Source organism: Enterobacter sp. Res13-Sevr-PEC09-46 (assembly GCF_015672585.1).
GTDB classification, from domain to species: domain Bacteria; phylum Pseudomonadota; class Gammaproteobacteria; order Enterobacterales; family Enterobacteriaceae; genus Enterobacter; species Enterobacter hormaechei_C.
In genome coordinates, this window is sequence record NZ_JADABR010000028.1 from 78896 (window position 1) to 104985 (window position 26090).

The 26090-nt window shown below is 56.3% G+C and carries 25 protein-coding genes; 15 read left to right on the forward strand and 10 right to left on the reverse strand.

The features are described 5' to 3' along the window. The first annotated feature begins 11 nt into the window (after positions 1-11). The 3 genes from fdxH to fdhE are packed head-to-tail and all read left to right on the forward strand — an operon-like array spanning position 12 to position 2472. Complete coding sequence (gene fdxH / locus IMQ56_RS18085; protein WP_014072386.1) at positions 12-914, forward strand: formate dehydrogenase subunit beta; 903 nt, start codon at positions 12-14, stop codon at positions 912-914. After that, positions 911-1546: a formate dehydrogenase cytochrome b556 subunit gene (gene fdoI, locus IMQ56_RS18090; RefSeq protein ID WP_003861958.1), complete on the forward strand. Its 636-nt coding sequence runs from the start codon at positions 911-913 to the stop codon at positions 1544-1546. Before fdxH ends, fdoI begins: the two co-directional genes overlap by 4 nt. Next, positions 1543-2472, forward strand: a complete 930-nt coding sequence (fdhE, locus tag IMQ56_RS18095) for a formate dehydrogenase accessory protein FdhE (protein ID WP_003861956.1) — start codon at positions 1543-1545, stop codon at positions 2470-2472. Before fdoI ends, fdhE begins: the two co-directional genes overlap by 4 nt. Positions 2473-2511: 39 nt before the next feature. Here fdhE and IMQ56_RS18100 read toward each other — a convergent pair whose 3' ends face one another. Then, positions 2512-2883 carry a type II toxin-antitoxin system VapC family toxin gene (locus IMQ56_RS18100; protein WP_017382676.1) on the reverse strand — a complete coding sequence of 124 codons (372 nt, stop codon included), beginning with the start codon at positions 2881-2883 and terminating at the stop codon, positions 2512-2514. 2 nt (positions 2884-2885) lie between these two features. Continuing rightward, positions 2886-3128, reverse strand: coding sequence for a ribbon-helix-helix domain-containing protein (locus IMQ56_RS18105; RefSeq protein WP_015569912.1), 243 nt, complete (start codon positions 3126-3128; stop codon positions 2886-2888). A 198-nt stretch (positions 3129-3326) separates the two neighbouring features. Between IMQ56_RS18105 and IMQ56_RS18110 the strand changes: the two genes are divergently transcribed. Further along, positions 3327-4247, forward strand: coding sequence for an alpha/beta hydrolase (locus IMQ56_RS18110; protein WP_196064117.1), 921 nt, complete (start codon positions 3327-3329; stop codon positions 4245-4247). An 8-nt stretch (positions 4248-4255) separates the two neighbouring features. On the opposite strand, the gene fabY is transcribed toward IMQ56_RS18110, so the two are convergent. The 6 genes from fabY to IMQ56_RS18140 all read right to left on the reverse strand — a co-directional run bounded on the left by fabY (position 4256) and on the right by IMQ56_RS18140 (position 9000). Further along, positions 4256-5197, reverse strand: a complete 942-nt coding sequence (gene fabY, locus IMQ56_RS18115) for a fatty acid biosynthesis protein FabY (RefSeq protein ID WP_015569910.1) — start codon at positions 5195-5197, stop codon at positions 4256-4258. Positions 5198-5241: 44 nt separating this feature from the next. Next, entirely contained in the window at positions 5242-5679 is a 438-nt protein-coding gene (gene dtd, locus IMQ56_RS18120; RefSeq protein ID WP_015569909.1) for a D-aminoacyl-tRNA deacylase, read from the reverse strand. Continuing rightward, positions 5676-6557, reverse strand: a complete 882-nt coding sequence (locus IMQ56_RS18125) for a virulence factor BrkB family protein (protein ID WP_003861949.1) — start codon at positions 6555-6557, stop codon at positions 5676-5678. The genes dtd and IMQ56_RS18125 overlap by 4 nt, the downstream gene beginning before the upstream one ends. Next, positions 6551-7150 (reverse strand): glucose-1-phosphatase, encoded by a 600-nt coding sequence (yihX, locus tag IMQ56_RS18130; protein WP_165468599.1) that lies wholly within the window; start codon positions 7148-7150, stop codon positions 6551-6553. Before yihX ends, IMQ56_RS18125 begins: the two co-directional genes overlap by 7 nt. 118 nt (positions 7151-7268) lie before the next feature. Then, the gene (locus IMQ56_RS18135) at positions 7269-8069 is read right to left on the reverse strand and encodes a DeoR/GlpR family DNA-binding transcription regulator (protein WP_003861944.1); all 801 of its coding nucleotides are present in this window, start codon (positions 8067-8069) and stop codon (positions 7269-7271) included. A 34-nt stretch (positions 8070-8103) separates the two neighbouring features. Further along, on the reverse strand, positions 8104-9000 hold the full coding sequence (locus IMQ56_RS18140) for a sugar kinase (protein ID WP_196064118.1): 897 nt from the start codon (positions 8998-9000) through the stop codon (positions 8104-8106). A 155-nt stretch (positions 9001-9155) separates the two neighbouring features. Between IMQ56_RS18140 and yihU the strand changes: the two genes are divergently transcribed. The 7 genes from yihU (at position 9156) to ompL (ending at position 17893) form a co-directional block, all read left to right on the forward strand. Continuing rightward, positions 9156-10046, forward strand: coding sequence for a sulfolactaldehyde 3-reductase (yihU, locus tag IMQ56_RS18145; protein WP_003861941.1), 891 nt, complete (start codon positions 9156-9158; stop codon positions 10044-10046). A 17-nt stretch (positions 10047-10063) separates the two neighbouring features. Continuing rightward, positions 10064-10939, forward strand: coding sequence for a sulfofructosephosphate aldolase (yihT, locus tag IMQ56_RS18150; protein WP_196064119.1), 876 nt, complete (start codon positions 10064-10066; stop codon positions 10937-10939). A gap of 14 nt (positions 10940-10953) precedes the next feature. Continuing rightward, positions 10954-12195, forward strand: coding sequence for a sulfoquinovose isomerase (yihS, locus tag IMQ56_RS18155; protein ID WP_017382670.1), 1242 nt, complete (start codon positions 10954-10956; stop codon positions 12193-12195). 16 nt (positions 12196-12211) lie between these two features. Next, positions 12212-14236 (forward strand): alpha-glucosidase, encoded by a 2025-nt coding sequence (locus tag IMQ56_RS18160; protein WP_196064120.1) that lies wholly within the window; start codon positions 12212-12214, stop codon positions 14234-14236. A gap of 45 nt (positions 14237-14281) precedes the next feature. Continuing rightward, positions 14282-15664, forward strand: a complete 1383-nt coding sequence (locus IMQ56_RS18165) for an MFS transporter (protein WP_003861932.1) — start codon at positions 14282-14284, stop codon at positions 15662-15664. A gap of 43 nt (positions 15665-15707) precedes the next feature. Continuing rightward, complete coding sequence (locus tag IMQ56_RS18170; protein WP_017382668.1) at positions 15708-17132, forward strand: MFS transporter; 1425 nt, start codon at positions 15708-15710, stop codon at positions 17130-17132. Between the two features lie 74 nt (positions 17133-17206). Continuing rightward, complete coding sequence (gene ompL, locus IMQ56_RS18175) at positions 17207-17893, forward strand: porin OmpL (protein WP_196064121.1); 687 nt, start codon at positions 17207-17209, stop codon at positions 17891-17893. 80 nt (positions 17894-17973) lie between these two features. Here ompL and typA read toward each other — a convergent pair whose 3' ends face one another. After that, complete coding sequence (gene typA / locus IMQ56_RS18180) at positions 17974-19797, reverse strand: ribosome-dependent GTPase TypA (protein ID WP_006808726.1); 1824 nt, start codon at positions 19795-19797, stop codon at positions 17974-17976. Between the two features lie 377 nt (positions 19798-20174). Here typA and glnA point away from each other — a divergent pair, with 377 nt between their 5' ends. The 4 genes from glnA to IMQ56_RS18200 all read left to right on the forward strand — a co-directional run bounded on the left by glnA (position 20175) and on the right by IMQ56_RS18200 (position 24446). Beyond that, positions 20175-21584, forward strand: coding sequence for a glutamate--ammonia ligase (gene glnA / locus IMQ56_RS18185; RefSeq protein ID WP_003861925.1), 1410 nt, complete (start codon positions 20175-20177; stop codon positions 21582-21584). A 167-nt stretch (positions 21585-21751) separates the two neighbouring features. After that, positions 21752-22801 (forward strand): nitrogen regulation protein NR(II), encoded by a 1050-nt coding sequence (gene glnL / locus IMQ56_RS18190; protein WP_003861923.1) that lies wholly within the window; start codon positions 21752-21754, stop codon positions 22799-22801. A gap of 11 nt (positions 22802-22812) precedes the next feature. Continuing rightward, positions 22813-24225, forward strand: a complete 1413-nt coding sequence (gene glnG, locus IMQ56_RS18195; RefSeq protein ID WP_003861919.1) for a nitrogen regulation protein NR(I) — start codon at positions 22813-22815, stop codon at positions 24223-24225. 110 nt (positions 24226-24335) lie between these two features. Next, a complete protein-coding gene (locus tag IMQ56_RS18200; protein ID WP_017382667.1) occupies positions 24336-24446 on the forward strand; it encodes a YshB family small membrane protein in 111 nt (36 codons plus the stop codon). Between the two features lie 100 nt (positions 24447-24546). Here the strand turns inward: IMQ56_RS18200 and hemN are convergent, their stop codons facing one another. After that, positions 24547-25920 carry an oxygen-independent coproporphyrinogen III oxidase gene (hemN, locus tag IMQ56_RS18205; protein ID WP_047726133.1) on the reverse strand — a complete coding sequence of 458 codons (1374 nt, stop codon included), beginning with the start codon at positions 25918-25920 and terminating at the stop codon, positions 24547-24549. Positions 25921-26090 lie beyond the last annotated feature (170 nt).

The following is a 26090-nucleotide window of genomic DNA, read 5'->3' on the forward strand; positions in this document are numbered from 1 at the left end:
GGAGACGACTTATGGCTTATCAATCTCAAGACATTATCCGTCGTTCCGCGACTAACGGTTTCACGCCCGCGCCTCAGGCGCGGGACCACCAGCAGGAAGTGGCGAAGCTTATCGACGTGACCACCTGTATCGGCTGTAAAGCCTGTCAGGTGGCCTGTTCAGAGTGGAACGACATCCGTGACGAAGTGGGTCACAACGTCGGGGTGTACGACAACCCGGCGGACCTGACCGCCAAGTCCTGGACGGTAATGCGTTTCTCGGAAGTGGAGCAGAACGACAAACTGGAATGGCTTATCCGCAAAGATGGCTGTATGCACTGTGCGGATCCGGGCTGCCTGAAGGCGTGTCCGTCAGAAGGGGCTATCATTCAGTATGCCAACGGCATCGTCGACTTCCAGTCCGAGCAGTGTATTGGCTGCGGCTATTGCATCGCGGGTTGTCCGTTTGACGTGCCGCGCCTGAACCCGGAAGACAACCGCGTCTACAAATGTACGCTGTGCGTTGACCGCGTAAATGTCGGCCAGGAGCCAGCGTGCGTGAAGACCTGTCCAACTGGCGCTATCCACTTTGGCTCCAAAGAGGATATGAAAACGCTGGCGGCAGAGCGCGTGGGCGAGCTGAAAACTCGTGGTTACGATAACGCGGGCCTGTACGATCCGGCCGGGGTTGGCGGTACGCACGTGATGTACGTGCTGCACCACGCCGACAAGCCGAACCTGTATCACGGCCTGCCGGAGAACCCGGAAATCAGCGCGACCGTGAAGTTCTGGAAAGGCATCTGGAAACCGCTGGCCGCGGTCGGTTTTGCGGCCACCTTCGCAGCGAGCATCTTCCACTACGTCGGCGTTGGTCCGAACCGTGCGGAAGAGGAAGACGACAACCTGCATGAAGAGAAAGACGAGGTGCGCAAATGAGAAAACGTGACACCATCGTGCGCTACACCGCGCCGGAACGCATCAACCACTGGGTCACCGCCTTCTGCTTCATGCTGGCGGCGATAAGCGGGCTGGGGTTCTTCTTCCCGTCCTTCAACTGGCTGATGCAGATCATGGGGACACCACAGCTGGCGCGTATACTGCACCCGTTTGTGGGCGTCATCATGTTCGCGTCGTTCATCATCATGTTTTTCCGTTACTGGCACCATAACCTAATCAATCGGGATGATATCTTTTGGGCGAAGAATATTCGTAAGATCGTCGTCAACGAGGAAGTGGGTGATACCGGGCGTTATAACTTCGGCCAGAAATGCGTATTCTGGGCGGCGATTATCTTCCTGGTCCTGTTGCTGGTGAGCGGCGTGATCATCTGGCGTCCGTACTTTGCGCCTGCTTTCTCAATCCCGGTGATCCGATTCGCGCTGATGCTGCATTCATTTGCCGCAGTGGCGTTAATTGTGGTTATCATGGTGCATATTTACGCCGCCCTCTGGGTGAAAGGCACCATTACCGCGATGGTGGAAGGCTGGGTCACCAAAACGTGGGCGAAGAAACATCACCCGCGCTGGTACCGAGAAGTCCGCCAGAAACAGGAAAAGTCATCTGAATGAGTATTCGCATAATCCCGCAAGATGAGCTGGGGTCGAGCGAGAAACGTACGGCGGAGTATATTCCGCCGTTGTTATTCCCCAGACTCAAGAACCTCTACAACCGCCGCGCAGAGCGTCTGCGCGAGCTGGCAGAGAACAACCCGCTGGGCGATTTTCTGCGTTTTGCCGCGCTGGTTGCCCATGCGCAGGAAGTGGTGCTGTACGACCATCCGCTGCAAATGGACCTGACCGCACGCATCAAAGAAGCCAACGAGCAGGGCAAACCGCCGCTGGATATTCACGTCCTGCCGCGCGACAAGCACTGGCATAAGCTGCTGCATTCCCTGATCGCCGAGCTGAAGCCCGAGATGAGCGGCACGGCGCTGGCAGTCATTGAGAACCTGGAAAAAGCCTCCGATCAGGAGCTGGAAGAGATGGCGAGCGCGCTGTTTGCTTCCGACTTCTCACTGGTGAGCAGCGATAAAGCGCCGTTCATCTGGGCTGCGCTGTCGCTCTACTGGGCGCAAATGGCGAGCCTGATTCCAGGTAAAGCCCGCGCCGAATACGGCGAAGCGCGCCAGTTCTGCCCGGTGTGTGGTTCAATGCCGGTCTCCAGCATGGTGCAAATCGGCACCACTCAGGGGCTGCGCTACCTGCACTGCAACCTGTGTGAAACCGAGTGGCACGTGGTGCGCATCAAGTGCAGCAACTGCGAACAGACCCGCGATCTGAACTACTGGTCGCTGGAAAATGAAGACGCGGCGGTGAAAGCGGAGAGCTGCGGCGACTGCGGGACCTACCTGAAGATTCTGTATCAGGAAAAAGACCCGAAAGTCGAAGCCGTGGCCGACGATCTCGCCTCGCTGATTCTGGACGCGAAGATGGAGCAGGAGGGCTTTGCCCGCAGCTCGATCAACCCGTTCCTGTTCCCGGGTGAAGGGGAGTAATCTCCTGTGAGAGTGCCGGGCGGCGCGAGCTTGCCCGGCCTACACCTGGTAAGGCGTAAGGACCTCGTCAATACCCGCAAAATCTTTCGTGTTGCGAGAAATCAACGGACATTTTCTGCTCTGCGCTGTGGCCAGAATGATAGCATCAGGCAGTTTCATTCCATGCTTCTCACGTAGTAAAACGCTTCTTTCCGCAATATCCCGAGACACATCAATAATTTCAAAAGCGCCCATAACGGCTGCCGTTTTCGCTTCATGACCATGCCTGCGAGCGCCCACCATTACTTCCATCCAGGTAATTAAGCTGATGGCACGATGCGACGCGGTATGCTCAATCGCATCCGCAGCTTCAATACGGTTGTTGAAGAGATCAATGAGAATATTGGTATCAAACACTGCCATGTGCTCCATGATTACCACTCCTCACGCAGCTTGCGTTCATACTCAAGCCCGTCCTCTTTTCTGTCTCCCCACAGACCAAGCGCATTTCGGATAACAGAAGAACTCTGCTGGTCGAGATACAGTTCTATCGCTTCCCGAAGCAGTTCAGCACGTGGCTGATTTCGCAATTGCTTGAGATTATCCAAACGTTGAATCACGTCATCAGACAAATCAATAAGTATTCTGCCCATATCAAGTTCCGCCAAAACGCTCATATATCACCTTAGTATATCATCTTTGGTTAATTTTCAGGCAAAATACTCTTTATCAATTTAGGGTGAAAGGACGTTTTTTAGGGAATGATCGATTTTGCGAGCCGCTTTCCACAATATGCACCTCTCAACATTTCTCTGTTTTCATCTGCTGTAAACCAGGCTATAAACTGTATAAAAACACAGTAAAAGGACGTAATCATGGCACTGGAAAAGGGTATTGATAAGCTGGTACAGGAGTTTATTGCCGCAGGACGACCTTCCTCGCGAAAGCAGAGTATTGATGACCGGAGAAGCGGATATGTCGCCAGCACAGCGCTAGCCGGGGAAACAGAAACGCGTGTCCAGGTTGAAACGCTTGTTCTTGAGGATATGACCTTTCGGGTATTTTCGCCTTTCAATGCCCCTGAAACGTTATCTTGTGCCCTCTACTATCATGGCGGTTGTTTTGTCAGCGGTGGGTTTGAAACCCATGATAATCAGCTTCGCCAACTGGCGTTTTACGGTAACTGCCGGGTCATTGCGGTTCAGTACAGACTCGCACCCGAGCATACTTTCCCCGCTGCGCATGACGATGCAGAGAGAGCGGCAGATCTTGTCTGGCAAAATGCAGAACAATTAGGTGTGGATAAAAACCGGATTACACTTTGTGGAGACAGTGCGGGAGGTCATCTTGCGCTGGTAACGTCATTGCGGCTTAAGGCCAAAGGTCTCTGGGATCCCGCACAGCTCATTCTTATCTACCCCATGCTCGACGCTACGGCCAGTTTTGAAAGCTATACCCTCAATGGCATGGATTACGTGATTACTTGCGATACCCTTTTGAGCGGCTATGAAATGTATCTGGCTGGAGCCGACCGTCAACATCCTGAAGTCAGCCCACTGTGGCGCAACGACTTTAGCGGTCTGCCGAAGGTCCATATTGTTACCGCGGAGTATGATCCGTTACGCGACGAAGGCGAGGCGCTTTATCAGCGCCTCACGGAGCAAGGCGTGAAGTGTACCGCTCAACGATGGCGGGGTGTAATACACGGCTTCTTCCAGTTGGGTGGAATTAGCCAGTCAGCGCGAGACGTTATGCGAGATATTGCCTGGCGCATTAACCATGCCGGGCGAGAGTGAAAAGGAGACTACTCCTCCTCGTTCCCGCCCTCTTCATACGCGCCATACGGCTTCGCAGGCAGAACGATATAGGTGCCTTCAAACACCGCGCCCGGCGTTTCATCGCCGAACAGCTCAACCTGCATCTGTACGCGTGCTTTACGTCCACGCGCCAGACGGTCGAGATCGCCGCCCAGTGCGCCCAGGTCAGCAACCGCGCTCGGCTTGCCGCTGATCGGGGCGCTGTAGCGGATATGGGCATCGGCCAGAATAATGGTGCCGCCGAGATGACGTTCGCGCAGCATCAGCCAGATCAGTCCCCAGCCGGTGAGCGTGGCGAGTGAAAACAGGCTGCCGGCAAACAGGGTATGGTGCGGGTTCTGGTTGCCGGTTTCCGGCATGGTGGTAATAAATTTTTGCCCGGTGTACTGCTGAATACGCACACCCATTTTTTCACTGAGCGGAATGTGCTGATACCATGCCTGCTGGAGCTGACCGCACCAGTCGGCGCGATGGAGAATATCGTCCAGCGTGGCGATGGGTTTGATCATCAAAAAGTGACGAATCGGCGTAGTTTGCGGGGCGGTGATTTCCCCCTGATTCACGAAACCAAGCTTGGCAAAGAACTCAACGGCATCTTCGCGGGCGCTACAGGTGACGCGCTTGACCCCTTCCTGACGGGCGACGGATTCCAGCGTCATTGCCATCAGCGTTCCGAGGCCTTTGTCCTGCACGGAGGGGTGAACGGCCATAAAGCGGATTGAAGCTTCGTTGTCGGCATTGATATACAGACGTCCCACGGCAACGAGGTTACCCTCTTCATCAACCACCATCTGGTGGTGCGCCATCGCGTCCCAGGCGTCGCGTTCAGACCCTTTCGGTTGATGCAGTGGCTTGCGCAGCATTTCCCAGCGGAAATGGTAATAAGCGTCTAATTCTTCTTCCGTTTGCGGTACTCGAAGGTGATACATAGCTGTACTCTCTCTTGTTACCCGCGGCCATGCCGCCAGTTGGCTCATACCTGGAGCCAGAATGTGACGGGGCCATCGTTCACCAGCGAAACCTGCATATCCGCAGCGAATCGTCCGGTTTGTGTATTCATGTCCTGTTGGCGACAGCGCTCAACAAAGTACTCGTAAAGGGCTTCTGCGCGATCCGGTGCCGCGCCCTTCGAAAAACTCGGCCGCATGCCGCGTTCGGTATCCGCAGCCAGCGTAAACTGGGAAACCACCAGCACGCTGCCGCCCGCCTGCTGAACGTTCAGGTTCATCTTGCCTTCCGCATCGCTGAAAATGCGGTAGCCCAGTACGCGCTCACATAAGCGGTTGGCTTTTTGTTCGTCGTCATCCTTTTCGACACCCAGGAGCACCAAAAGTCCTGGGCCAATTTCACCCGTCACCTCATCCGCCACGGTGACGCTGGCACGGGTTACGCGCTGAATCAATGCAATCATGGTTGGTCTGCTTCTTGTTGTTTTTCAGCTTCTGCTGCTTTTTTGAGTTCGCGGTAGACCCCGAGAGTGACAGTTATTTCGGCGCCAAGCAAGACGATACACCACGTCCAGTAGACCCAGACAAACAAAATGGGGATCACCGCCAGCACGCCGTAAATCAGCTGATAAGAGGGGAACATGGTGATATAAAGCGCGAATCCTTTCTTGCCCAGCTCAAAGAGCAACGCCGCGACCAGCGCACCCACCACGGCATCCCGGTTGGGCACGCGCGTGGTTGGCACCACGCTGTAGAGCAGCCAGAACGAAAGCCACGATAAAATCAGCGGGAAGATACGCAGCACGTTATCGATCACGCTGTTTAAGTCGGTCGCCCAGCGCAGCGAAAGAAGGTAGGAACTGATCGCCAGGCTTGCCCCCGCCAGCAATGGGCCAAGGGTTAAAATCATCCAGTAGACGGCAAAGGAGTAAACCTTCGGGCGGACTTTTTTGCTCCGCCAGATGGTGTTGAGCGCACTGTCGATGGAGTACATCAGCAGCAGCGCGGTAACAATAAGCCCACACGCCCCCACCGCCGTCATCTTGCTGGAGTTTGCGACAAACTGTTCAATGTAGTTCTGGATCACATCGCCGGTGGCAGGAATAAAGTTCGCGAAAACAAAATGGCGAAGCTGCATGCTCACATCGGCAAACATTGGAAACGCCGAAAAAAGCGCAAAAATCACCGCCACCAGCGGCACCAGCGAGAGCAACGACACGTAAGCGAGATTGCCCGCCAGCGTGGTCATGTTGTCCTCGTCAATGCGATGCCAGAGGAGTTTCAGCCACGCCCTCAGCGGGCGCGTGTGGTGATTGGCTTTTTGATGAACGGTTTTTAGCATAACTGCTTCGCAAAGTAGTTCGGTATCGTCTCTTTTCCGGTCACCAGAATGGAGGTGATGCCTAACTGATTAGCCCCTTCTATATTATCGGCGTTGTCGTCAAAAAAGACCGCATCCGCCGCCGTGGATCCTTCTTCCTGCAATACCGCCTGATAGATGCGCGCCTCAGGTTTACGCATCCCCATCTCCTGGGAGAGATACACTTTATCTGCCGCCGCGTGGATTTCCGGGTATTCATCCGGCCAGAAGGTGGTATGCAGGCGGTTGGTATTCGACAGCACGACGACGCGATGCCCTTGCTCGCGCAGCTTGTGCATGATGTCGATCACTTCGGGGCGGATCGCGACAAAAACCGCCTGCCAGCCGTGGGAAAACTGCTCGTAGCTTAACGAGAGACCCATTTCCTGACAGAAACGCTCTGCGAACGCTTCGTCGCTGATCTCACCACGCTCGTGCAGATGGAAAGTCTCACCCATCGCGAAATTCTGCTTTAACGTCGCCAGCGGAACACGGCTAAAATCGCTCCATGCGCCCAGCACCCGGTTAAAATCGATATCGACGATTACATTTCCTAAGTCAAAGATATAAAGCATGTTTATCTCCTTTCGCCGTGGAAAAGTAACTGTAGCGGGAAAGAGAAACTTTAGCTATGCGCCAGATTCAGCTTAGAGAAAGGAAAGGCCCGAATCGCAATATCGGGCCATAGGATTTTCAGCCAGCCTGCTGCTCTTCTCCGGAATTGACTTCGACAACCTCAACCTTGCTGGATTTGAGGTGATTTTGCAGCGCCGGGCCGGGCAGCTCATCGGTGAACAGCGCCGTCGCCTGCGCCACGTTGCCGATTTCAACCGCCGCGGAGGCGTGGTATTTCGTATGATCGGCCGCCAGTAAAATGTGACGGGAGTGAGCGATCATGGTTTTCACCACGCTGGCTTCGTTAACGTCAAATTCCATCATCGCGCCGTCGTGCTCTATCGCCCCGACGCTGGTGACCAGGTAATCTGCGCGAAATCCTGACACGAACGCCGTTGCCGCAGGACCGATAATGCCGCCGTTATGCGGGCGCAGCGTACCGCCGGGCACCATCACCTCAAAGCGCGGATTCTTATAAAGAATGTGCGCCACCCGCAGGCTGTTAGTGATGATGCGCAGATGATTATGGTTAAGCAGTGCCCGGGCAACGTGCTCCACGGTCGTCCCGATGGTGATAAAAATGGTCGAACCGTCGGGAATATAGTCCGCAATCGCTTCGGCAATCGCCCGTTTCTCTTCGGTAAGCGAAACTTCACGCTGTTCGAACGCCGTGTTGACCACGCTGGATGCCCTGCCCGCGCCGCCGTGATGACGGGTGATCAGCCCTTGCTCGCTGAGCTTACGGATATCCCGGCGCACGGTTTGCGTGGAGACATCCAGCAGCTGCGCCAGTTCATCAATGTTCATATAGCCGCGATCGGCAATCAGCGTCAGCAGCTGATCGTGACGCGGGTTGCCGGTCAGTTCGGTAAGGCTCATGGGCTGTCCTCTGAAAACCATCACGCCCCGCATTTTATACAAAAAGTGACAAAAAAGAGCGGGTTTGATCATAGTCGGGTATACCCGCGCGCCCGCCGGGCTTTGTACATTTCAGTGCTGCGACGGCGCTGGCAAAACGCACGGCGTCTGCGGCGGGTAATTTCTGCCCCAGGCTGACCGCCAGCGCACCGTGGAACACGTCGCCCGCCCCGGTGGTATCAATGACGTTCACTTCAAAACCAGGCTGATGACATAGCGTGTCGTTTTCCAGCCAGAAACAGCCGTCTCGCCCCTGTGTGACATACACATGTCCATTTGTGAGCGTTTGTGCTTTCTTCAGCGCGTTTTCGGTTTCATCCAGCTGCGTTAAACGCCGCAGTCCTGGCGCGGAGAAGGCCGCGTGGTCGCTTAAGGCAATCAGATCCGCGATGTCCTGCGGGGTGACATCCGCATCCAGCAGCGTCGGTACGCCCTGCTGGCGGGCCAGGGTAAATGCCTGTTTTGCCCCGTCATGCCAGCGCACGTCGGCTAAGACAATGTCCCACTGAGAGAAGTCGATTTCTTGCAGCCAGTCTACCGACGCAGGGAGATCGGGGCTGGGGTAGTTGGCAATCACTCTTTCCCCACCTGCGTCCACCAGCACCGCCGATTGCGACGATCGGGCACCCTTACACACGCGCGTGTAGCGGGTATTCACCTCCAGGGATTCCAGCTCCGCAAGCAGTCGTCTGCCGGTATCGTCGTCCCCCACCCGGCCAATAAAATCCACTTCCGCGCCCAGTTTTGCGGCTGCCACTGCCGCCGTTGCCGCCGGGCCGCCGCCCACTTCCGTATAGTCTTTTGCGACATATTTCCCACCTTCTTTCGGTAAATCATCGAGATACCAGATGCGATCCAGCACGGTAATGCCGACACAAACGATGCGAGTCATGGTGATTCCTTCTGCGATTTCTGATGCCTTCATTTTAATTTCACCAAATGTTTAAAAAGTGACCCGTGTCAATTTTTTGACTATAAATTACAAATACGATCAAAAACAGACACCACAAACGAGCAAAAATTGACACGATGTGACAGGAGAGAGGCATGTCAGCAATCGCATTTATCGGTTTAGGGCAGATGGGCGCGCCAATGGCGAAGAATCTGTTGAAGCAAGGTCATCAGCTTAACGTCTTTGACGTGAACCCGCAGGCGGTTCAGGCGCTGGTAGAGAGCGGTGCCCGGGCGGCGGCTACGCCCGCACAGGCAGCAACGGATGCCGAATTCGTGATCACTATGCTGCCAAACGGCGACCTGGTGCGCAGCGTGCTGTTCGGCGAGCACGGCGTATGCGAAGGGTTATCCCGCGACGCGCTGGTCATTGATATGTCCACCATTCACCCGCTGCAAACCGACGCACTGATCCGCGACATGGCTGAGCAAGGCTTCAGCCTGATGGACGTGCCCGTCGGACGCACCTCTGATCATGCCATCGCCGGTACGCTGCTCCTGCTGGCGGGCGGTACGGCGCAGCAGGTTGAGCGCGCCACCCCCGTTTTAATGGCGATGGGCAATGAACTGATTAACGCCGGCGGGCCGGGAATGGGCATCCGCGTGAAGCTCATCAATAACTACATGAGCATCGCCCTGAACGCCCTTTCCGCCGAAGCCGCCGTACTGTGCGAAGCGCTTGGCCTCTCCTTTGACGTGGCGCTCAAGGTGATGAGCGGCACGCCGGCGGGTAAAGGCCACTTCACCACGTCATGGCCGAACAAGGTACTGAAAGGGGATCTTTCACCCGCCTTTATGATCGACCTTGCGCATAAGGATCTGGGGATCGCCCTCGACGTGGCCAACCAGCTCCACGTTCCGATGCCGCTGGGCGCGGCTTCCCGCGAAGTTTACAACCAGGCACGCGCCGCCGGGCGCGGGCGCGAAGACTGGACAGCCATTCTTGAACAGGTTCGCGCATCTGCCGGGCTGAAAAAAACACACTGATACGAAAGGACTGAGGAATGACGATGTACACCCTGAAAGATATCACCCGACCTTCCGGCGGTTTTGCGATGCTGGCCGTGGATCAGCGCGAAGCGATGCGCCTGATGTTTGCTGCCGCAGGCGCGCCGGTGCCGGTAACCGACCAGCACCTGACGGATTTCAAGGTCAATGCGGCGAAAATTCTGTCGTCGTACGCCTCTGCGATCCTCGTCGACCAGCAGTTCTGCTACCGCCAGATTGTCGAGCAGCAGGCCGTAGCCAAAAGCTGCGCAATGATTGTCGCCGCCGACGAGTTTATCCCGGGGAACGGCATTCCGGTCGACAGCGTGGTGATCGACAAGAACGTTGACGCGCAGGCGGTCAAACGCGATGGCGGTAAGGCGCTGAAGCTGCTGGTGCTGTGGCGCAGCGATGAAGATCCGCAGCAGCGCCTGGAAATGGTGAAAGCGTTCAATACGCTGTGCCACGACAACGGACTGTTGAGCATTATCGAGCCGGTGGTGCGTCCCCCGCGCCGCGGCGCCGCGTTTGACCGCGAGCAGGCGATTATCGATGCGGCCAAAGAGCTGGGCGACAGCGGCGCCGACCTCTACAAAGTGGAAATGCCGCTGTTTGGTAAGGGCACGCAGCACGAGCTACTGACGGCCTCGCAGAAGCTGAACGAGAACATCGCCATGCCGTGGGTGATCCTCTCCTCCGGCGTGGACGATAAGTTATTCCCGCGCGCCGTGAGCGTGGCGATGCAGGCGGGGGCATCGGGCTTTTTAGCCGGGCGCGCCGTCTGGTCATCGGTGATTGGCCTGCCGGACACCGAACTGATGCTGCGTGATATTTCCGTGCCAAAACTTCAGCGTCTGGGTGAGATCGTCGACGAAATGATGGCTCGCCGTTAAGAAAGGACCCGAACATGAAATGGTTTAACACCCTGAGCCATAACCGCTGGCTCGAACAAGAGACCGACCGCATTCTCGATTTCGGTAAAAACGCCGCCGTACCGACCGGCTTTGGCTGGCTGGGCAATAACGGGCAGGTGCGCAGCGATATGGGCACCCATCTGTGGATCACCGCCCGCATGCTGCACGTTTACGCGGTGGCGGCGAACATGGGGCGCCCCGGCGCGTACGCGCTGGTTGAGCACGGCATTAATGCCCTGAACGGTCCGCTGCGCGATAAACAGCACGGCGGCTGGTACGCCTGCGTAAACGATGAAGGCGTGATTGATGCGTCCAAGCAGGGCTATCAGCATTTCTTCGTCCTGCTGGGCGCGGCGAGCGCCGTCACCACCGGCCACCCGCAGGCACGCAAGCTGCTGGACAATGCCATCGAGGTGATTGAGCGCTACTTCTGGAGCGAACAGGAGCAGATGTGCCTGGAGTCCTGGGACGAAGCCTTCAGCAAAACGGAAGACTATCGCGGCGGTAACGCCAATATGCACGCCGTGGAAGCCTTCCTCATCGTCTATGACGTGACCCACGACCGGAAATGGCTCGACCGCGCCTTGCGTATCGCCTCGGTGATTATTCACGACGTGGCGCGCAAAGGGGAGTACCGCGTTAACGAGCATTTCGACACCAGCTGGAACCCGATCCGCGATTACAACATCGATAACCCTGCCCACCGCTTCCGCGCCTACGGCGGCACGCCGGGGCACTGGATCGAGTGGGGCCGCCTGATGCTGCACCTGCGCGCCGCGCTGGAAGCCCGCTTTGAAACCCCGCCGGAGTGGCTGCTGGAAGATGCGAAAGGCCTGTTTCACGCCACTATTCGCGACGCCTGGGCACCCGACGGGGCGGACGGCTTTGTCTACTCCGTGGGCTGGGACGGCAAGCCTATCGTGCGCGAACGCGTGCGCTGGCCAATCGTCGAGGCGATGGGCACGGCTTACGCGCTCTACACCGTCACTGGCGAGGCGCAGTACGAAGCCTGGTATCAGAAATGGTGGGATTACTGCATCAAGTACCTGATGGATTACGAAAACGGTTCATGGTGGCAGGAGCTGGACACCAATAACGAAGTGACCACCAAAGTCTGGGACGGCAAGCAGGATATTTACCACCTGCTGCACTGCCTGGTGATCCCCCGCCTGCCGCTGGCGCCGGGCTTAGCCCCTGCCGTAGCCGCCGGATTACTGGATAGCCTGGCCAAATAATAAAGACGGAGTTTTTATGCGTACCCTACACAATATTGACCTGAAAAATAACGAAAGTGGTTTCACCCTGCGCTGGCAGGACCGTCTGATTTTATCCCACTCTGCGGATGCCCCCTGCCTGTGGATCGGTGCAGGCGAAGCGGATATCGAGATGTTTCGCGGCAATTTCAGCATCAAAGACAAGCTTAACGAAAAGATTGCCCTGACGAACGCGACCGTCACGCAGCAAAGCGCGGGCTGGGCAATCCGCTTTACCCGCGGCGACGCGGTGAGCGCGACGCTGCTGGTGGGCGTGGATGCGGAGGGCCGTCTGGAGCTGAAGCTGAAAAATGACGCCGCCAGCCATAACCGCATCTGGCTGCGGCTGGCGGCTCAGCCTGACGATCATATCTACGGCTGCGGCGAGCAGTTCTCGTATTTCGATCTGCGCGGCAAGCCGTTCCCGCTGTGGACCAGCGAGCAGGGCGTGGGCCGCAACAAGCAGACCTACGTCACCTGGCAGGCCGACTGCAAAGAGAACGCGGGCGGCGATTACTACTGGACCTTCTTCCCACAGCCTACCTTCGTGAGCACCCAGAAGTACTACTGCCACGTGGATAACAGCTGTTATATGAACTTCGACTTCAGCGCGCCGGACTTCCACGAGCTGGCGTTCTGGGAAGATAACGCCACGCTGCGCTTCGAATGCGCAGAAACCTACGTCGATCTGCTGGAAAAACTGACCGGCCTGCTGGGGCGTCAGCCTGAACTGCCGGACTGGGTTTACGACGGCGTGACGCTGGGTATTCAGGGCGGCACCGAGGTGTGTCAGCAGAAGCTCGACGCCATGCGCGAGGGCGGCGTGAAGGTAAACGGCATCTGGGCGCAGGACTGGTCTGGCATCCGGATGACCTCCTTTGGCAAACGCGTAATGTGGAACTGGAAGTGGAACAGCGCGCTCTATCCGCAGCTTGATGAGCGGATTGCGCAGTGGAAAGAGGAAGGCGTGCAGTTCCTCTCCTATATCAACCCTTACGTCGCCAGCGATAAAGATCTCTGCGAAGAGGCGTCGAAGCGCGGCTATCTGACCAAAGATGCCGACGGCAAGGATTACCACGTTGAGTTCGGCGAGTTCTACGCGGGCGTTATCGACCTGACTAACCCGGAAGCCTACAGCTGGTACAAAGAGGTGATCAAAAAGAACCTGATCGAACTGGGCTGCGGCGGCTGGATGGCCGATTTCGGGGAATATCTGCCGACCGATACCTTCCTGCACAACGGCGTGAGCGCGGAGATCATGCATAACGCCTGGCCTGCCCTGTGGGCGAAATGTAACTACGAAGCGCTGGAGGAGACCGGCAAGCTCGGGGAGATCCTGTTCTTCATGCGCGCGGGCTACACCGGCAGCCAGAAGCACTCGGTGATGATGTGGGCGGGGGATCAGAACGTCGACTGGAGCCTGGACGATGGTCTGGCGTCCGTCGTACCGGCGGCGCTGTCGCTGGCAATGACCGGGCAAGGGCTGCACCACAGCGACATTGGCGGCTATACGACGCTCTTCGAGATGAAGCGCAGCAAAGAGCTGTTGCTGCGCTGGTGCGACTTCAGCGCCTTTACGCCGATGATGCGTACCCACGAGGGCAACCGCCCTGGCGATAACTGGCAGTTCGACGGCGACGCGAAAACCATCGCGCACTTCGCGCGCATGACCACCGTCTTCACCACCCTGAAGCCGTATATCAAAGCTGCGGTTGCGCAGAACGCGAAGAGCGGCCTACCGGTGATGCGCCCGCTGTTCCTGCACTACGAGGACGACGCGCGCGCCTACACGCTGAAATACCAGTACCTGTTTGGCCGCGATCTGCTGGTGGCGCCGGTTCATGAAGAGGGACGCCGCGACTGGTCGCTCTATCTGCCGCAGGACACCTGGGTCAATGCGTGGACCGGGGAAACCTGCCAGGGCGGTGACATCACCGTTGATGCCCCGCTCGGCAAACCGCCGGTCTTCTATCGCCAGCACAGCGAATGGGCAGATCTGTTTAGCACCTTACGTCATATCTGATAAGGCTCGCCCGCGGGGAAACCTGCGGGCAGACGGAGAACAATAATGAGTCAACATACTTCTGATCCGGCAACCCTGCGCCTGCCGTTTAAAGAAAAACTCGCCTACGGGATGGGCGATCTCGGCTCTAACATCCTGCTTGATATCGGCACGCTGTATCTGCTGAAGTTCTACACCGACGTCCTGGGGCTGCCTGGCACCTACGGCGGGATTATCTTCCTGATTGCGAAGTTTTTTACCGCCTTCACCGACATGGGCACCGGGATCATGCTCGATTCCCGGCGCAAGATCGGCCCGAAAGGGAAATTCCGCCCGTTCGTGCTGTATGCAGCCTTCCCGGTAACGTTGCTGGCGATAGCTAACTTCGTCGGCACACCGTTTGAAATTACCGGTAAAACGGTGATGGCGACGGTGCTGTTCATGCTGTACGGCCTGTTCTTCAGCATGATGAACTGCTCCTACGGCGCGATGGTGCCCGCCATTACCAAAAACCCGGACGAGCGTGCTTCGCTGGCCGCCTGGCGCCAGGGCGGCGCCACGCTGGGTCTGCTGCTCTGTACGGTGGGCTTTGTCCCGGTGATGAACCTGATTGAGGGCAACGACCAGCTTGGCTACATCTTTGCCGCCACCCTCTTCTCGCTGTTCGGGTTGTTCTTTATGTGGTGGTGCTATAAAGGCGTAACCGAGCGTTACGTCGAGACGCAGCCTGCTAACCCGGCGCAGAAACCGGGGCTGTTGCAGTCGTTTCGCGCCATCGCCGGGAACCGTCCGCTGTTTATCCTGTGCATCGCTAACCTGTGCACGCTGGGCGCCTTTAACGTTAAGCTCGCCATTCAGGTCTACTACACGCAGTACGTGCTGAACGACCCGATCCTGCTGTCGTATATGGGCTTCTTCAGCATGGGCTGTATTTTTATCGGCGTCTTTATGATGCCCGGCGCGGTGCGGCGCTTCGGTAAGAAAAAGGTCTACATCAGCGGGCTGATGATTTGGGTGGCGGGCGATCTGCTTAACTACTTCTTCGGCGGCGGCTCGGTGAGCTTCGTGGCGTTCTCCTGCCTGGCGTTCTTCGGCTCCGCGTTCGTGAACAGCCTGAACTGGGCGCTGGTGTCCGATACCGTGGAGTACGGCGAGTGGCGCACCGGCGTGCGCTCCGAGGGGACGGTCTACACCGGCTTTACCTTCTTCCGTAAGGTCTCGCAGGCGCTGGCGGGCTTCTTCCCGGGGATCATGCTCACGCAGATCGGCTATGTGCCCAACGTGGTGCAATCCGCCGGCACGGTTGAAGGGCTACGGCAGCTGATATTTATCTATCCGAGTCTGCTGGCAGTCATCACCATCGTGGCGATGGGCTGCTTCTATAACCTTAACGAGAAGATGTATGTGCGCATCGTGGAAGAAATTGAGCTGCGCAAACGTACGGCATAAATGACGTGATTGAGCGCCCTGCGGGGCGCTTTGAGGATCGACCATGACACATAATACTGATCCGTTAACCCTGAAATTGAGCCTGCGAGAGAAGTGCGCCTACGGGATGGGTGATTTTGGCTCGAACCTGATGCTGTGTATTGGCACGCTGTATCTGCTGAAGTTTTACACGGACGAGCTGGGCATGCCCGCGTTCTACGGCGGCATCATTTTTCTGGTCGCCAAGTTCTTTACCGCGTTTACCGACATGCTGACCGGGGTGCTGCTGGACTCCCGGCGTAATATCGGCGCGCGGGGCAAATTCCGGCCATTCATTCTCTACGCCTCCGTTCCGGTGGCGCTGGTGGCCACGGCGCAGTTTATGGCCAACGACTTTAGCCTGACGGTGAAAACGGCCCTCGCCACCGTGCTCTTCATGATGTTTGGCCTCTGCTACAGCCTGATGAACTGCGCCTACGGTGCAATGGTTCCGGCCATCACCAAAAACCCGAACGAGCGCGCGCAGCTTGCGGCGTGGCGTCAGGGCGGCGCAACGGTAGGACTGTTGCTCTGTACTGTCGGCTTTATGCCGATTCAGGCGCTATTCGTCAGCCAGCCCTCACTCGGCTATCTGGTGGCCGCGCTGGTGTTCGTCACCGGGGGACTGTTCTGCATGTGGTGGTGCTACAGCGGGGTGAAAGAGCGCTACGTCGAGCTTACGCCCGATCACCATAAACCCGGCATTCTGAAATCGTTCTGCGCGATTTTCCGCAATCCGCCGCTGCTGGTGCTGTGCATCGCCAACCTGTGTACCCTCGCCGCGTTTAACATCAAGCTGGCGATTCAGGTCTATTACACCCAGTACGTGCTGAACGATCTGCATCTCCTGTCGTGGATGGGCTTTTTCAGCATGGGTTGCATTCTGATTGGCGTGTTTCTGGTGCCTGGCGCGGTGAAGCGCTTTGGCAAGAAACCGGTCTATCTGGGCGGGCTGACGCTGTGGGCGGTGGGCGACGTGCTGAACTTCGTCTGGGGGACCAGTTCCCTGCTGTTCGTGCTCTTTTCCTGCATGGCCTTTTTCGGCACCGCGTTTGTGAACAGCCTGAACTGGGCGCTGGTGCCGGATACGGTTGATTACGGCGAGTGGAAAACCGGGATCCGCGCCGAAGGGTCGGTGTATACCGGCTATACCTTCTCACGCAAAATCTCCGCGGCGCTGGCCGGTTTTCTGCCCGGTATCATGCTGACCCAGATTGGCTATGTTCCCCATGCCGTACAGAGCGCGGGCACGCTGCTGGGGTTGCGCCAGCTTATTTTCCTCTGGCCGTGCGGCCTGGCGATCGTTGCCGCCGTGACCATGGGGCTGTTTTATAAACTCAACGAAGCGCGCTTCGCCTTTATTATCGAGGAGATTGGAAAACGGAAAAAACAGACAGCAAATACCCCTGAGATAACCACCAACAATAAAGCGTCAGCAGTCACTTTATAACAATAAATCCGGCCAGTATGTCCTTCCTGTTTATCAGGAGGGAGGCCTTTCTGTACCTGATACATGGACAAATTATGAAAAGAATCATCACCGTACTGATCGTGTCGTCTGTGTCCTGCCCGGTTTTTGCCGGGGCCTATGTCGAAACGCGCGAAGCCTACAACACCGCCTCTGAGCTGCACGAAGTGATCCTGCGTGCGGGCTATAACTTCGATATGGGCGCGGGACTGATGTTCACCAACGCTTATAACGTGGGGAAATGGGACGAACTGAAGCACAGCTATAACGAAATTGAGGGGTGGTATCCACTCTTCAAACCGACCGACAAACTGACCTTCCAGTCCGGCGGCTTGATTAATGACAGCAGCGCAGGATCAGGTGGCGCGGTTTATTTAGATACTAACTATAAATTTACGGACTGGTTTAATCTGACGTTCCGCTATCGCTATAACCATAACAATTACGATACGCCGGACTATAACGGGCAGATGGATAAGAACGACACACATGAATTTGCCAACTACTGGAATTTCAAAGTGACGGATGCGTTTTTCTACACCTTTGAGCCGCACTTTTTCCAGCGGGTGAATGATTACCACAGCAAAAATGGCAAAGACCATCACTGGGAAATTACCAATAAATTCAGCTATAAGATCGACAGAAACTGGCTGCCGTATCTTGAGCTACAGTGGCTGGACCGATGGAATGATTACAACCGCGAGCAGTACCGGATCCGTTTAGGGTTGCGGTATTCGTTCTAATAAAAAAAGCCGCTGATCGCTCAGCGGCTTTTTCGTTGCCGGGTGGCGCATGCGCTTACCCGGCCTACGGCATAACCGAATTACTCTTCTTTCGCACCGCGCATTGCACGTTTACGATCGTTCTCGGTCAGGTGACGTTTACGGATACGAATTGACTGAGGCGTCACTTCGACCAGTTCGTCATCATCGATGAATTCCAGAGCCTGCTCCAGCGTCATCTTGATCGGTGGAACCAGAACCGTTGCTTCGTCAGTACCGGACGCACGCATGTTGGTCAGTTTCTTACCGGTCAGGCAGTTTACCGTCAGGTCGTTAGAACGGCTGTGAATACCGATGATCTGGCCTTCGTAAACTTCAGCACCGTGGCCCAGGAACAGCTTACCGCGATCCTGCAAACCGAACAGCGCAAACGCAACCGCTTTACCCTGACCGTTGGAGATCAGTACACCGTTGTTACGCTGGCCCACTTCGCCCGGACGAACGTCGTCGTAGTGGCTGAAGGTGGAGTACAGCAGACCGGTACCGGAAGTCATGGTCATGAACTCAGAACGGAAGCCGATCAGGCCACGGCTTGGGATCACGTAGTCGAGACGTACGCGGCCTTTGCCATCTGGATTCATGTTTTTCAGGTCGCCTTTACGCTCACCCAGTGCCTGCATCACAGAACCCTGGTGCTGCTCTTCAACATCCAGCGTTACGTTTTCGAATGGCTCTTGTTTACGTCCATCGATTTCGCGGAAGATAACTTTCGGACGGGAAACCGCCATCTCGAAACCTTCACGACGCATGTTCTCAATCAGAACAGACAGGTGCAGCTCACCACGACCCGAAACGCGGAATGCATCAGCGTCTTCGGTTTCTTCAACGCGCAGCGCAACGTTGTGCACCAGCTCTTTGTTCAGGCGGTCAAGGATCTGACGAGAGGTAACGAACTTACCTTCTTTACCACAGAACGGAGAGGTGTTGACGTTGAAGAACATGGATACGGTTGGTTCATCAACGGACAGGGCTGGCAGCGCTTCGACGTTCTGCGGATCGCAGATGGTGTCGGAGATGTTCAGTTCACCCAGACCGGTGATGGCGATGATGTCGCCCGCTTCAGCGATGTCGCTCTCGATACGCTCAAGACCCAGGTGAGTCAGAACTTTACCGACTTTACCGTTACGGGTTTTGCCTTCGCTATCGATGATAGTGACCTGCTGGTTAGGCTTCACTTTACCGCGCTTGATACGACCAATGCCGATTACGCCAACGTAGTTGTTGTAGTCGAGCTGAGAGATCTGCATTTGCAGGGTGCCTTCCAGGTCAACGTTTGGCGCAGGAACGCGGTCAACAATCGTCTGGTACAGCGGAGTCATGTCTTCCGCCATGTCTTCGTGATCCAGACCGGCGATACCGTTCAGCGCAGACGCATAAACGATAGGGAAGTCCAGCTGTTCGTCGGTCGCGTCGAGGTTAACGAACAGGTCGAAGACCTGGTCAACAACCCAGTCAGGACGCGCGCCAGGACGGTCAACCTTGTTGATCACAACGATAGGTTTCAGGCCGTGGGCAAATGCTTTTTTGGTCACGAAGCGCGTTTGCGGCATAGGGCCATCAAATGCGTCAACCACCAGCAGCACGGAATCCACCATGGACATCACGCGCTCAACTTCACCACCGAAGTCGGCGTGCCCTGGGGTATCAACGATGTTGATACGGTAGTCATTCCATTTGATAGCGGTGTTTTTGGCGAGGATGGTAATCCCACGCTCTTTCTCCAAATCGTTGGAGTCCATCACACGCTCTTGAGTTTCGGCACGAGCATCAAACGTACCGGACTGCTGTAGCAGCTTATCAACCAGGGTAGTTTTACCATGGTCGACGTGCGCGATGATGGCGATATTACGCAATTTTTCGATCACAACTTTGCCTCAGGCATTTAGAAATAGCGCGTTATTGTACACGGATTAATCGCACTACAAAACAGGATCACAAACATCCCCCGCAAACAAGTATTGCAGAGATGCTTTGTGATCGCTTTCACGGAGCGGTAAAAGGGCACTTTAACGTAAATTGCACCAATATGGTGCTCGATGTTCACACAGAAGCACTATAATGGTGCAACAAATCCAATGTGGTGCAGCCCTTCTGCACTATGGTGCGCATGATAACGCCTTTTTGGGGTGTTTTAAAAGTTGGCACAGATTTCGCTTTACAGAAATACAGTAAAAATATGGCAGCCCAGCCGATTTGAAGACCTCGTTACCACGACGACAATGACCAATCTGGAGAGTTAAGTATGTCCGCTGAACACGTTTTGACGATGCTGAACGAACATGAAGTGAAGTTTGTTGATCTGCGCTTCACCGATACCAAAGGTAAAGAACAGCACGTCACGATCCCTGCTCATCAGGTGAACGCCGAATTCTTTGAAGAAGGCAAAATGTTTGACGGCTCCTCCATTGGCGGCTGGAAAGGCATTAACGAATCCGACATGGTTCTGATGCCAGACGCAACCACTGCGCTCATTGACCCGTTCTACGAAGAACCTACGCTGATCATCCGCTGCGATATCCTGGAACCTGGCACGCTGCAAGGCTATGACCGTGACCCACGCTCTATCGCAAAACGCGCTGAAGAGTACCTGCGTTCTACCGGTATCGCAGACACCGTTCTGTTCGGGCCAGAGCCAGAGTTCTTCCTGTTCGATGACATCCGTTTTGGTGCTTCCATTTCTGGTTCCCACGTCGCTATCGATGACATCGAAGGCGCATGGAACTCTTCCACCAAATACGAAGGTGGTAACAAAGGTCACCGTCCGGGCGTGAAAGGCGGTTACTTCCCGGTTCCTCCGGTCGATTCTTCACAGGACATCCGTTCTACCATGTGTCTGATCATGGAAGAGATGGGCCTGGTTGTTGAAGCGCACCACCACGAAGTGGCAACGGCTGGCCAGAACGAAATCGCAACCCGCTTCAACACCATGACCAAAAAAGCGGATGAGATTCAGATCTACAAATACGTTGTGCACAACGTTGCGCACCGTTTCGGTAAAACCGCGACCTTCATGCCAAAACCCATGTTCGGCGACAACGGTTCCGGCATGCACTGCCACATGTCCCTGTCCAAGAACGGCACCAACCTGTTCTCTGGCGACAAATACGCGGGTCTGTCTGAGCAGGCGCTGCACTACATCGGCGGTGTTATCAAACACGCTAAAGCGATCAACGCCCTGGCGAACCCGACCACCAACTCCTACAAGCGTCTGGTCCCAGGCTACGAAGCACCGGTGATGCTGGCGTACTCTGCCCGTAACCGTTCTGCTTCTATCCGTATCCCGGTGGTGGCGTCTCCGAAAGCGCGTCGTATCGAAGTGCGCTTCCCGGACCCGGCGGCTAACCCATACCTGTGCTTCGCAGCACTGCTGATGGCCGGTCTGGACGGTATCAAGAACAAGATCCACCCGGGCGAAGCCATGGACAAAAACCTGTACGACCTGCCGCCAGAAGAAGCGAAAGAGATCCCACAGGTCGCCGGCTCGCTGGAAGAAGCCCTGCAAGCGCTGGATGCAGACCGCGAGTTCCTGACCGCTGGCGGCGTGTTCACCGATGAAGCAATCGACGCTTACATCGCGCTGCGTACCGAAGAAAACGACCGCGTTCGCATGACGCCGCACCCGGTTGAGTTCGAACTGTACTACAGCGTTTAATTGATTTGTTTTACCCGGCGCATACGCGTCGGGAGTAGTTGCCGTGGAAACTTTAGCCCATCTTCGGATGGGCTTTTTTCTCCACCAACAACCTGATCTCACGCGCTTTTTACCTCTAAAACGCTATACTGCACTAAAATAGTGCAACGACTCCAGGAGACTGCTGAATGGCAACTGGCACGCTGCCCGATGCTGGGCAGATCCTCAATTCTTTGATTAACAGTATCTTGCTGGTCGACGACGAGCTGGCGGTGCATTACGCCAACCCGGCGGCGCAGCAGCTGCTCGCTCAAAGCGCCCGTAAACTGTTTGGCACGCCGCTGCCTGAACTGCTGAGCTATTTCTCGCTGAATATTGGCCTGATGCAGGAGAGTTTGCAGGCGGGTCAGGGCTTCACCGATAACGAAGTGACGCTGGTGATTGACGGACGCTCGCATATTTTGTCCCTCACCGCACAACGCCTGCCAGATGGCATGATTCTGCTGGAAATGGCGCCGATGGATAACCAGCGTCGTCTCAGCCAGGAGCAGCTTCAGCATGCGCAGCAGATTGCGGCGCGCGACCTGGTGCGCGGGCTGGCTCATGAAATTAAAAACCCGCTGGGCGGCTTACGCGGTGCGGCACAACTTTTGACCAAAGCGCTGCCTGACCCTGCCCTGGCGGAGTATACCAACGTCATTATCGAGCAGGCGGACCGTCTGCGTAATCTGGTCGATCGTCTGCTCGGGCCGCAGCAGCCGGGGATGCATGTTTCAGAAAGCATTCACAAGGTCGCGGAGCGGGTGGTGAAACTCGTCTCTATGGAGCTGCCAGATAACGTCACGCTGGTGCGTGATTACGACCCAAGCCTGCCGGAGCTGGCGCACGATCCGGACCAGATTGAACAGGTGCTGTTGAACATTGTGCGTAACGCGTTGCAGGCGCTGGGCCCGGAGGGTGGCGAAATTATTCTGCGTACCCGCACCGCGTTCCAGCTGACGCTGCACGGCGTGCGTTATCGTCTGGCGGCACGTATTGATGTGGAAGATAACGGGCCGGGGATCCCGCCGCATCTCCAGGACACCCTGTTCTACCCGATGGTCAGCGGTCGCGAAGGCGGCACCGGGCTGGGGTTATCCATAGCCCGTAATTTGATTGACCAACACTCCGGCAAAATTGAATTTACCAGTTGGCCGGGACATACCGAGTTTTCGGTTTTCCTGCCGATTAAAAAATAAAGGTGACGTTTATGCAACGAGGGATAGTCTGGGTAGTCGATGACGATAGCTCCATCCGTTGGGTGCTTGAACGCGCGCTCACAGGAGCGGGATTAAGCTGCACGACGTTTGAGAGCGGCAGCGAAGTGCTCGACGCACTCACCACCAAAACGCCGGACGTTCTGCTCTCGGATATTCGCATGCCGGGCATGGACGGACTGGCGCTCTTAAAGCAGATCAAACAGCGCCACCCCATGCTTCCGGTCATCATAATGACCGCCCACTCCGACCTGGATGCCGCCGTTAGCGCCTACCAGCAGGGGGCGTTTGATTACCTGCCAAAACCGTTTGATATCGACGAAGCCGTTGCCCTGGTCGAACGCGCCATCAGCCACTATCAGGAGCAACAGCAGCCCCGCCACGCGCCTGATTTCGGGCCTACGACGGACATCATCGGTGAAGCGCCGGCCATGCAGGACGTGTTTCGCATCATCGGGCGTCTGTCGCGCTCGTCTATCAGCGTCTTGATTAACGGTGAATCAGGGACCGGTAAAGAGCTGGTTGCGCACGCCCTGCATCGCCACAGCCCGCGGGCGAAAGCGCCTTTCATCGCCCTGAACATGGCGGCGATCCCCAAAGATTTGATTGAATCTGAGCTGTTCGGCCACGAAAAAGGGGCGTTTACCGGGGCAAATACCATTCGTCAGGGACGCTTTGAACAGGCTGACGGCGGAACGCTATTCCTGGATGAAATCGGCGATATGCCGCTGGATGTTCAGACCCGACTGCTGCGCGTGCTGGCAGATGGCCAGTTTTACCGCGTGGGCGGGTATGCGCCGGTGAAGGTGGACGTGCGTATTATTGCCGCGACGCACCAGAACCTGGAGCTGCGCGTGCAGGAGGGGAAATTCCGTGAGGATTTATTCCATCGTCTGAACGTGATCCGCGTCCACCTGCCGCCGCTGCGCGAGCGTCGGGAAGATATCCCGCGTCTGGCGCGCCATTTCCTGCAAGTGGCGGCCCGCGAGCTGGGCGTGGAAGCCAAGCAGCTTCATCCGGAAACGGATGCCGCCCTCACCCGTCTGGCGTGGCCGGGCAACGTGCGTCAGCTGGAAAACACCTGTCGCTGGCTGACCGTGATGGCCGCCGGACAGGAAGTGTTGATTCAGGATCTCCCCGCCGAGCTGTTTGAAGCCACCGTGCCCGAAAGCACCGCCGGACATGCGCTGCCGGACAGCTGGGCGACGCTGCTGGCGCAGTGGGCAGATCGCGCGCTGCGTTCCGGTCATCAAAATCTGCTCTCCGAAGCGCAGCCTGAGATGGAGCGCACGCTGTTGACTACCGCGCTTCGTCATACCCAGGGCCACAAACAGGAAGCGGCTCGCCTGTTGGGATGGGGTCGAAACACCCTGACGCGCAAGCTGAAAGAGCTGGGAATGGAGTGATCTTACTCCGCTGTGTAAAGGTTACTAATTGAGCGCAAAGTGCCGTTATTTTGCGCTTTACTGTTCCGATGAGTTTTGTATGATCGTGCCCGGAAACAGGGGGGAGCATCATGCTGGAATCATTAGTGACTTTGCTTTCGAGCGGAGCAGCAGAAAGCCACACGCCACAAACTGCCGTTGCGGCGGTATTGTGTGCGGCACTGGTTGGGCTGTTTAGCTAACGAGCTGTTGATGAAAAGCCGGGTGGCGGCTTCGCCTTACCCGGCCTACATAAGTGCGAGATGTAGGCCGGGTAAGCGAAGCGCCACCCGGCATTGCAGCTCAAATCACCCGCGAGAACTGCTGTAAACGCGCCTTCTGACGCAGATAGGCATCGAAGCACATGCAGATATTACGAATCAACAGACGTCCTTTCGGCGTGACGACAACCGCACTCTCCGACACATCCACCAGCCCGTCTTTCGCCAGCGGCGCCAGAAGCTTCAGGTCTTCGGCAAAGTAATCGCTGAATTGCAGATCCCATTGCGACTCCACCTCGCGAAATTCGAGACGGAAGTTGCAGATAAGCGCCTTAATTACGTCCCGACGGATGCAGTCGTCGCGCGTTAGCGCAATGCCGCGCCACAGCGCGTTGCCGGTTTCGTCTATCTGCTGATAGTACAGCTTCAGCTCTTTCTGATTCTGGGCGTAGCAGTCGCCAATCATGCTGATGGCGGAGACGCCCATTCCGAGCAGATCGGTATCGCCCTGGGTGGTGTAGCCCTGGAAGTTACGGTGGAGAACACCTTCGCGCTGGGCAATCGCCAGTTCATCGTCAGGGCGGGCAAAGTGATCCATTCCGATAAACTGATAGCCGGTTTCGGTCAGCGAGGCGATGGTCTCCTGCAAAATGTCCAGCTTCTGCTGGGCGGAAGGCAGATCCGCATCTTTGATTTTGCGCTGAGCGGCGAACAGCGTCGGCAGGTGCGCATAGTTAAAGACGCTCAGACGGTCCGGGTTAAGCTCAGCCACGCGTTTAAGCGTGTAGGCGAAGCTCTCCGGCGTCTGCTTCGGCAGGCCGTAAATCAGGTCTATATTCGTTGAGGTAAAGCCGATTTCACGCGCATGGTTGAGTAAGGCAAAGATAAACGCTTCGTCCTGCTCGCGGTTTACCAGGCGCTGTACTTCTTTGTTGAAGTCCTGTACGCCCATACTCAGGCGGTTGAAACCTTCGGCGCGTAAATGATCCAGCACATCCAGCTCGATTTCACGCGGATCGACCTCGATCGAAATTTCGGCGTCGTCGTTAAAACTAAAATTGCCGCGCAGCAGCGCCATCAGGCGGCTGATCTGCGCTTTATTCAGATAAGTTGGCGTACCACCGCCCCAGTGAAGCTGGCTGACGTGACGCCCTTTAAACAGCGGTGCGCGGTGCAGAATTTCCTGTTCGAGCGCATCGAGGTATTGATCGGCTTTGTGCTGCTGGCGGGTAACGATTTTATTGCAGCCGCAGAAGTAGCAGAGCTTATGGCAGAACGGAATATGGACGTAGAGCGACAGCGGGCGCTCGGGATAGCGCGCCACAGCATGCTGAAAATCCGCCTCGCCGAAAGCGTCAGAAAACTCCAGCGCGGTGGGGTATGAGGTATAACGCGGCCCGGAATAGTTATATTTCTGGATCAGGGCCAAATCCCAGTCGATAGATGGTACAGACATGCTCACTCCTTCCGTTGGTGTCGCGTTCGTATACGGCGGCCCGTTCTGGTCCCGTTGCGGGACATCATTCGGGTGCGCAGCCACTTCTGTCGCCGCGACAACCGCCGTAGTTTAACGAATAACCACACCAGATAACATATAACCGGAAGGGTTATAAGCAGGACGAGTGT

What these genes read in the sequence shown, in the direction of transcription:
- IMQ56_RS18200 (WP_017382667.1), top strand. Translation starts at nt 24,336, where the DNA reads ATGCTGGAATCATTAGTGACTTTGCTTTCGAGCGGAGCAGCAGAAAGC.
- fdoI (WP_003861958.1), top strand. Translation starts at nt 911, where the DNA reads ATGAGAAAACGTGACACCATCGTGCGCTACACCGCGCCGGAACGCATC.
- IMQ56_RS18165 (WP_003861932.1), top strand. Translation starts at nt 14,282, where the DNA reads ATGAGTCAACATACTTCTGATCCGGCAACCCTGCGCCTGCCGTTTAAA.
- IMQ56_RS18105 (WP_015569912.1), bottom strand. Translation starts at nt 3,128, where the DNA reads ATGAGCGTTTTGGCGGAACTTGATATGGGCAGAATACTTATTGATTTG.
- IMQ56_RS18135 (WP_003861944.1), bottom strand. Translation starts at nt 8,069, where the DNA reads ATGAGCCTTACCGAACTGACCGGCAACCCGCGTCACGATCAGCTGCTG.
- dtd (WP_015569909.1), bottom strand. Translation starts at nt 5,679, where the DNA reads ATGATTGCATTGATTCAGCGCGTAACCCGTGCCAGCGTCACCGTGGCG.
- hemN (WP_047726133.1), bottom strand. Translation starts at nt 25,920, where the DNA reads ATGTCTGTACCATCTATCGACTGGGATTTGGCCCTGATCCAGAAATAT.
- glnA (WP_003861925.1), top strand. Translation starts at nt 20,175, where the DNA reads ATGTCCGCTGAACACGTTTTGACGATGCTGAACGAACATGAAGTGAAG.
- IMQ56_RS18170 (WP_017382668.1), top strand. Translation starts at nt 15,708, where the DNA reads ATGACACATAATACTGATCCGTTAACCCTGAAATTGAGCCTGCGAGAG.
- fabY (WP_015569910.1), bottom strand. Translation starts at nt 5,197, where the DNA reads ATGTATCACCTTCGAGTACCGCAAACGGAAGAAGAATTAGACGCTTAT.
- yihT (WP_196064119.1), top strand. Translation starts at nt 10,064, where the DNA reads ATGACGATGTACACCCTGAAAGATATCACCCGACCTTCCGGCGGTTTT.
- glnG (WP_003861919.1), top strand. Translation starts at nt 22,813, where the DNA reads ATGCAACGAGGGATAGTCTGGGTAGTCGATGACGATAGCTCCATCCGT.
- fdhE (WP_003861956.1), top strand. Translation starts at nt 1,543, where the DNA reads ATGAGTATTCGCATAATCCCGCAAGATGAGCTGGGGTCGAGCGAGAAA.
- IMQ56_RS18125 (WP_003861949.1), bottom strand. Translation starts at nt 6,557, where the DNA reads ATGCTAAAAACCGTTCATCAAAAAGCCAATCACCACACGCGCCCGCTG.
- ompL (WP_196064121.1), top strand. Translation starts at nt 17,207, where the DNA reads ATGAAAAGAATCATCACCGTACTGATCGTGTCGTCTGTGTCCTGCCCG.
- IMQ56_RS18140 (WP_196064118.1), bottom strand. Translation starts at nt 9,000, where the DNA reads ATGACTCGCATCGTTTGTGTCGGCATTACCGTGCTGGATCGCATCTGG.
- IMQ56_RS18160 (WP_196064120.1), top strand. Translation starts at nt 12,212, where the DNA reads ATGCGTACCCTACACAATATTGACCTGAAAAATAACGAAAGTGGTTTC.
- fdxH (WP_014072386.1), top strand. Translation starts at nt 12, where the DNA reads ATGGCTTATCAATCTCAAGACATTATCCGTCGTTCCGCGACTAACGGT.
- yihU (WP_003861941.1), top strand. Translation starts at nt 9,156, where the DNA reads ATGTCAGCAATCGCATTTATCGGTTTAGGGCAGATGGGCGCGCCAATG.
- yihS (WP_017382670.1), top strand. Translation starts at nt 10,954, where the DNA reads ATGAAATGGTTTAACACCCTGAGCCATAACCGCTGGCTCGAACAAGAG.
- yihX (WP_165468599.1), bottom strand. Translation starts at nt 7,150, where the DNA reads ATGCTTTATATCTTTGACTTAGGAAATGTAATCGTCGATATCGATTTT.
- IMQ56_RS18100 (WP_017382676.1), bottom strand. Translation starts at nt 2,883, where the DNA reads ATGGAGCACATGGCAGTGTTTGATACCAATATTCTCATTGATCTCTTC.
- glnL (WP_003861923.1), top strand. Translation starts at nt 21,752, where the DNA reads ATGGCAACTGGCACGCTGCCCGATGCTGGGCAGATCCTCAATTCTTTG.
- IMQ56_RS18110 (WP_196064117.1), top strand. Translation starts at nt 3,327, where the DNA reads ATGGCACTGGAAAAGGGTATTGATAAGCTGGTACAGGAGTTTATTGCC.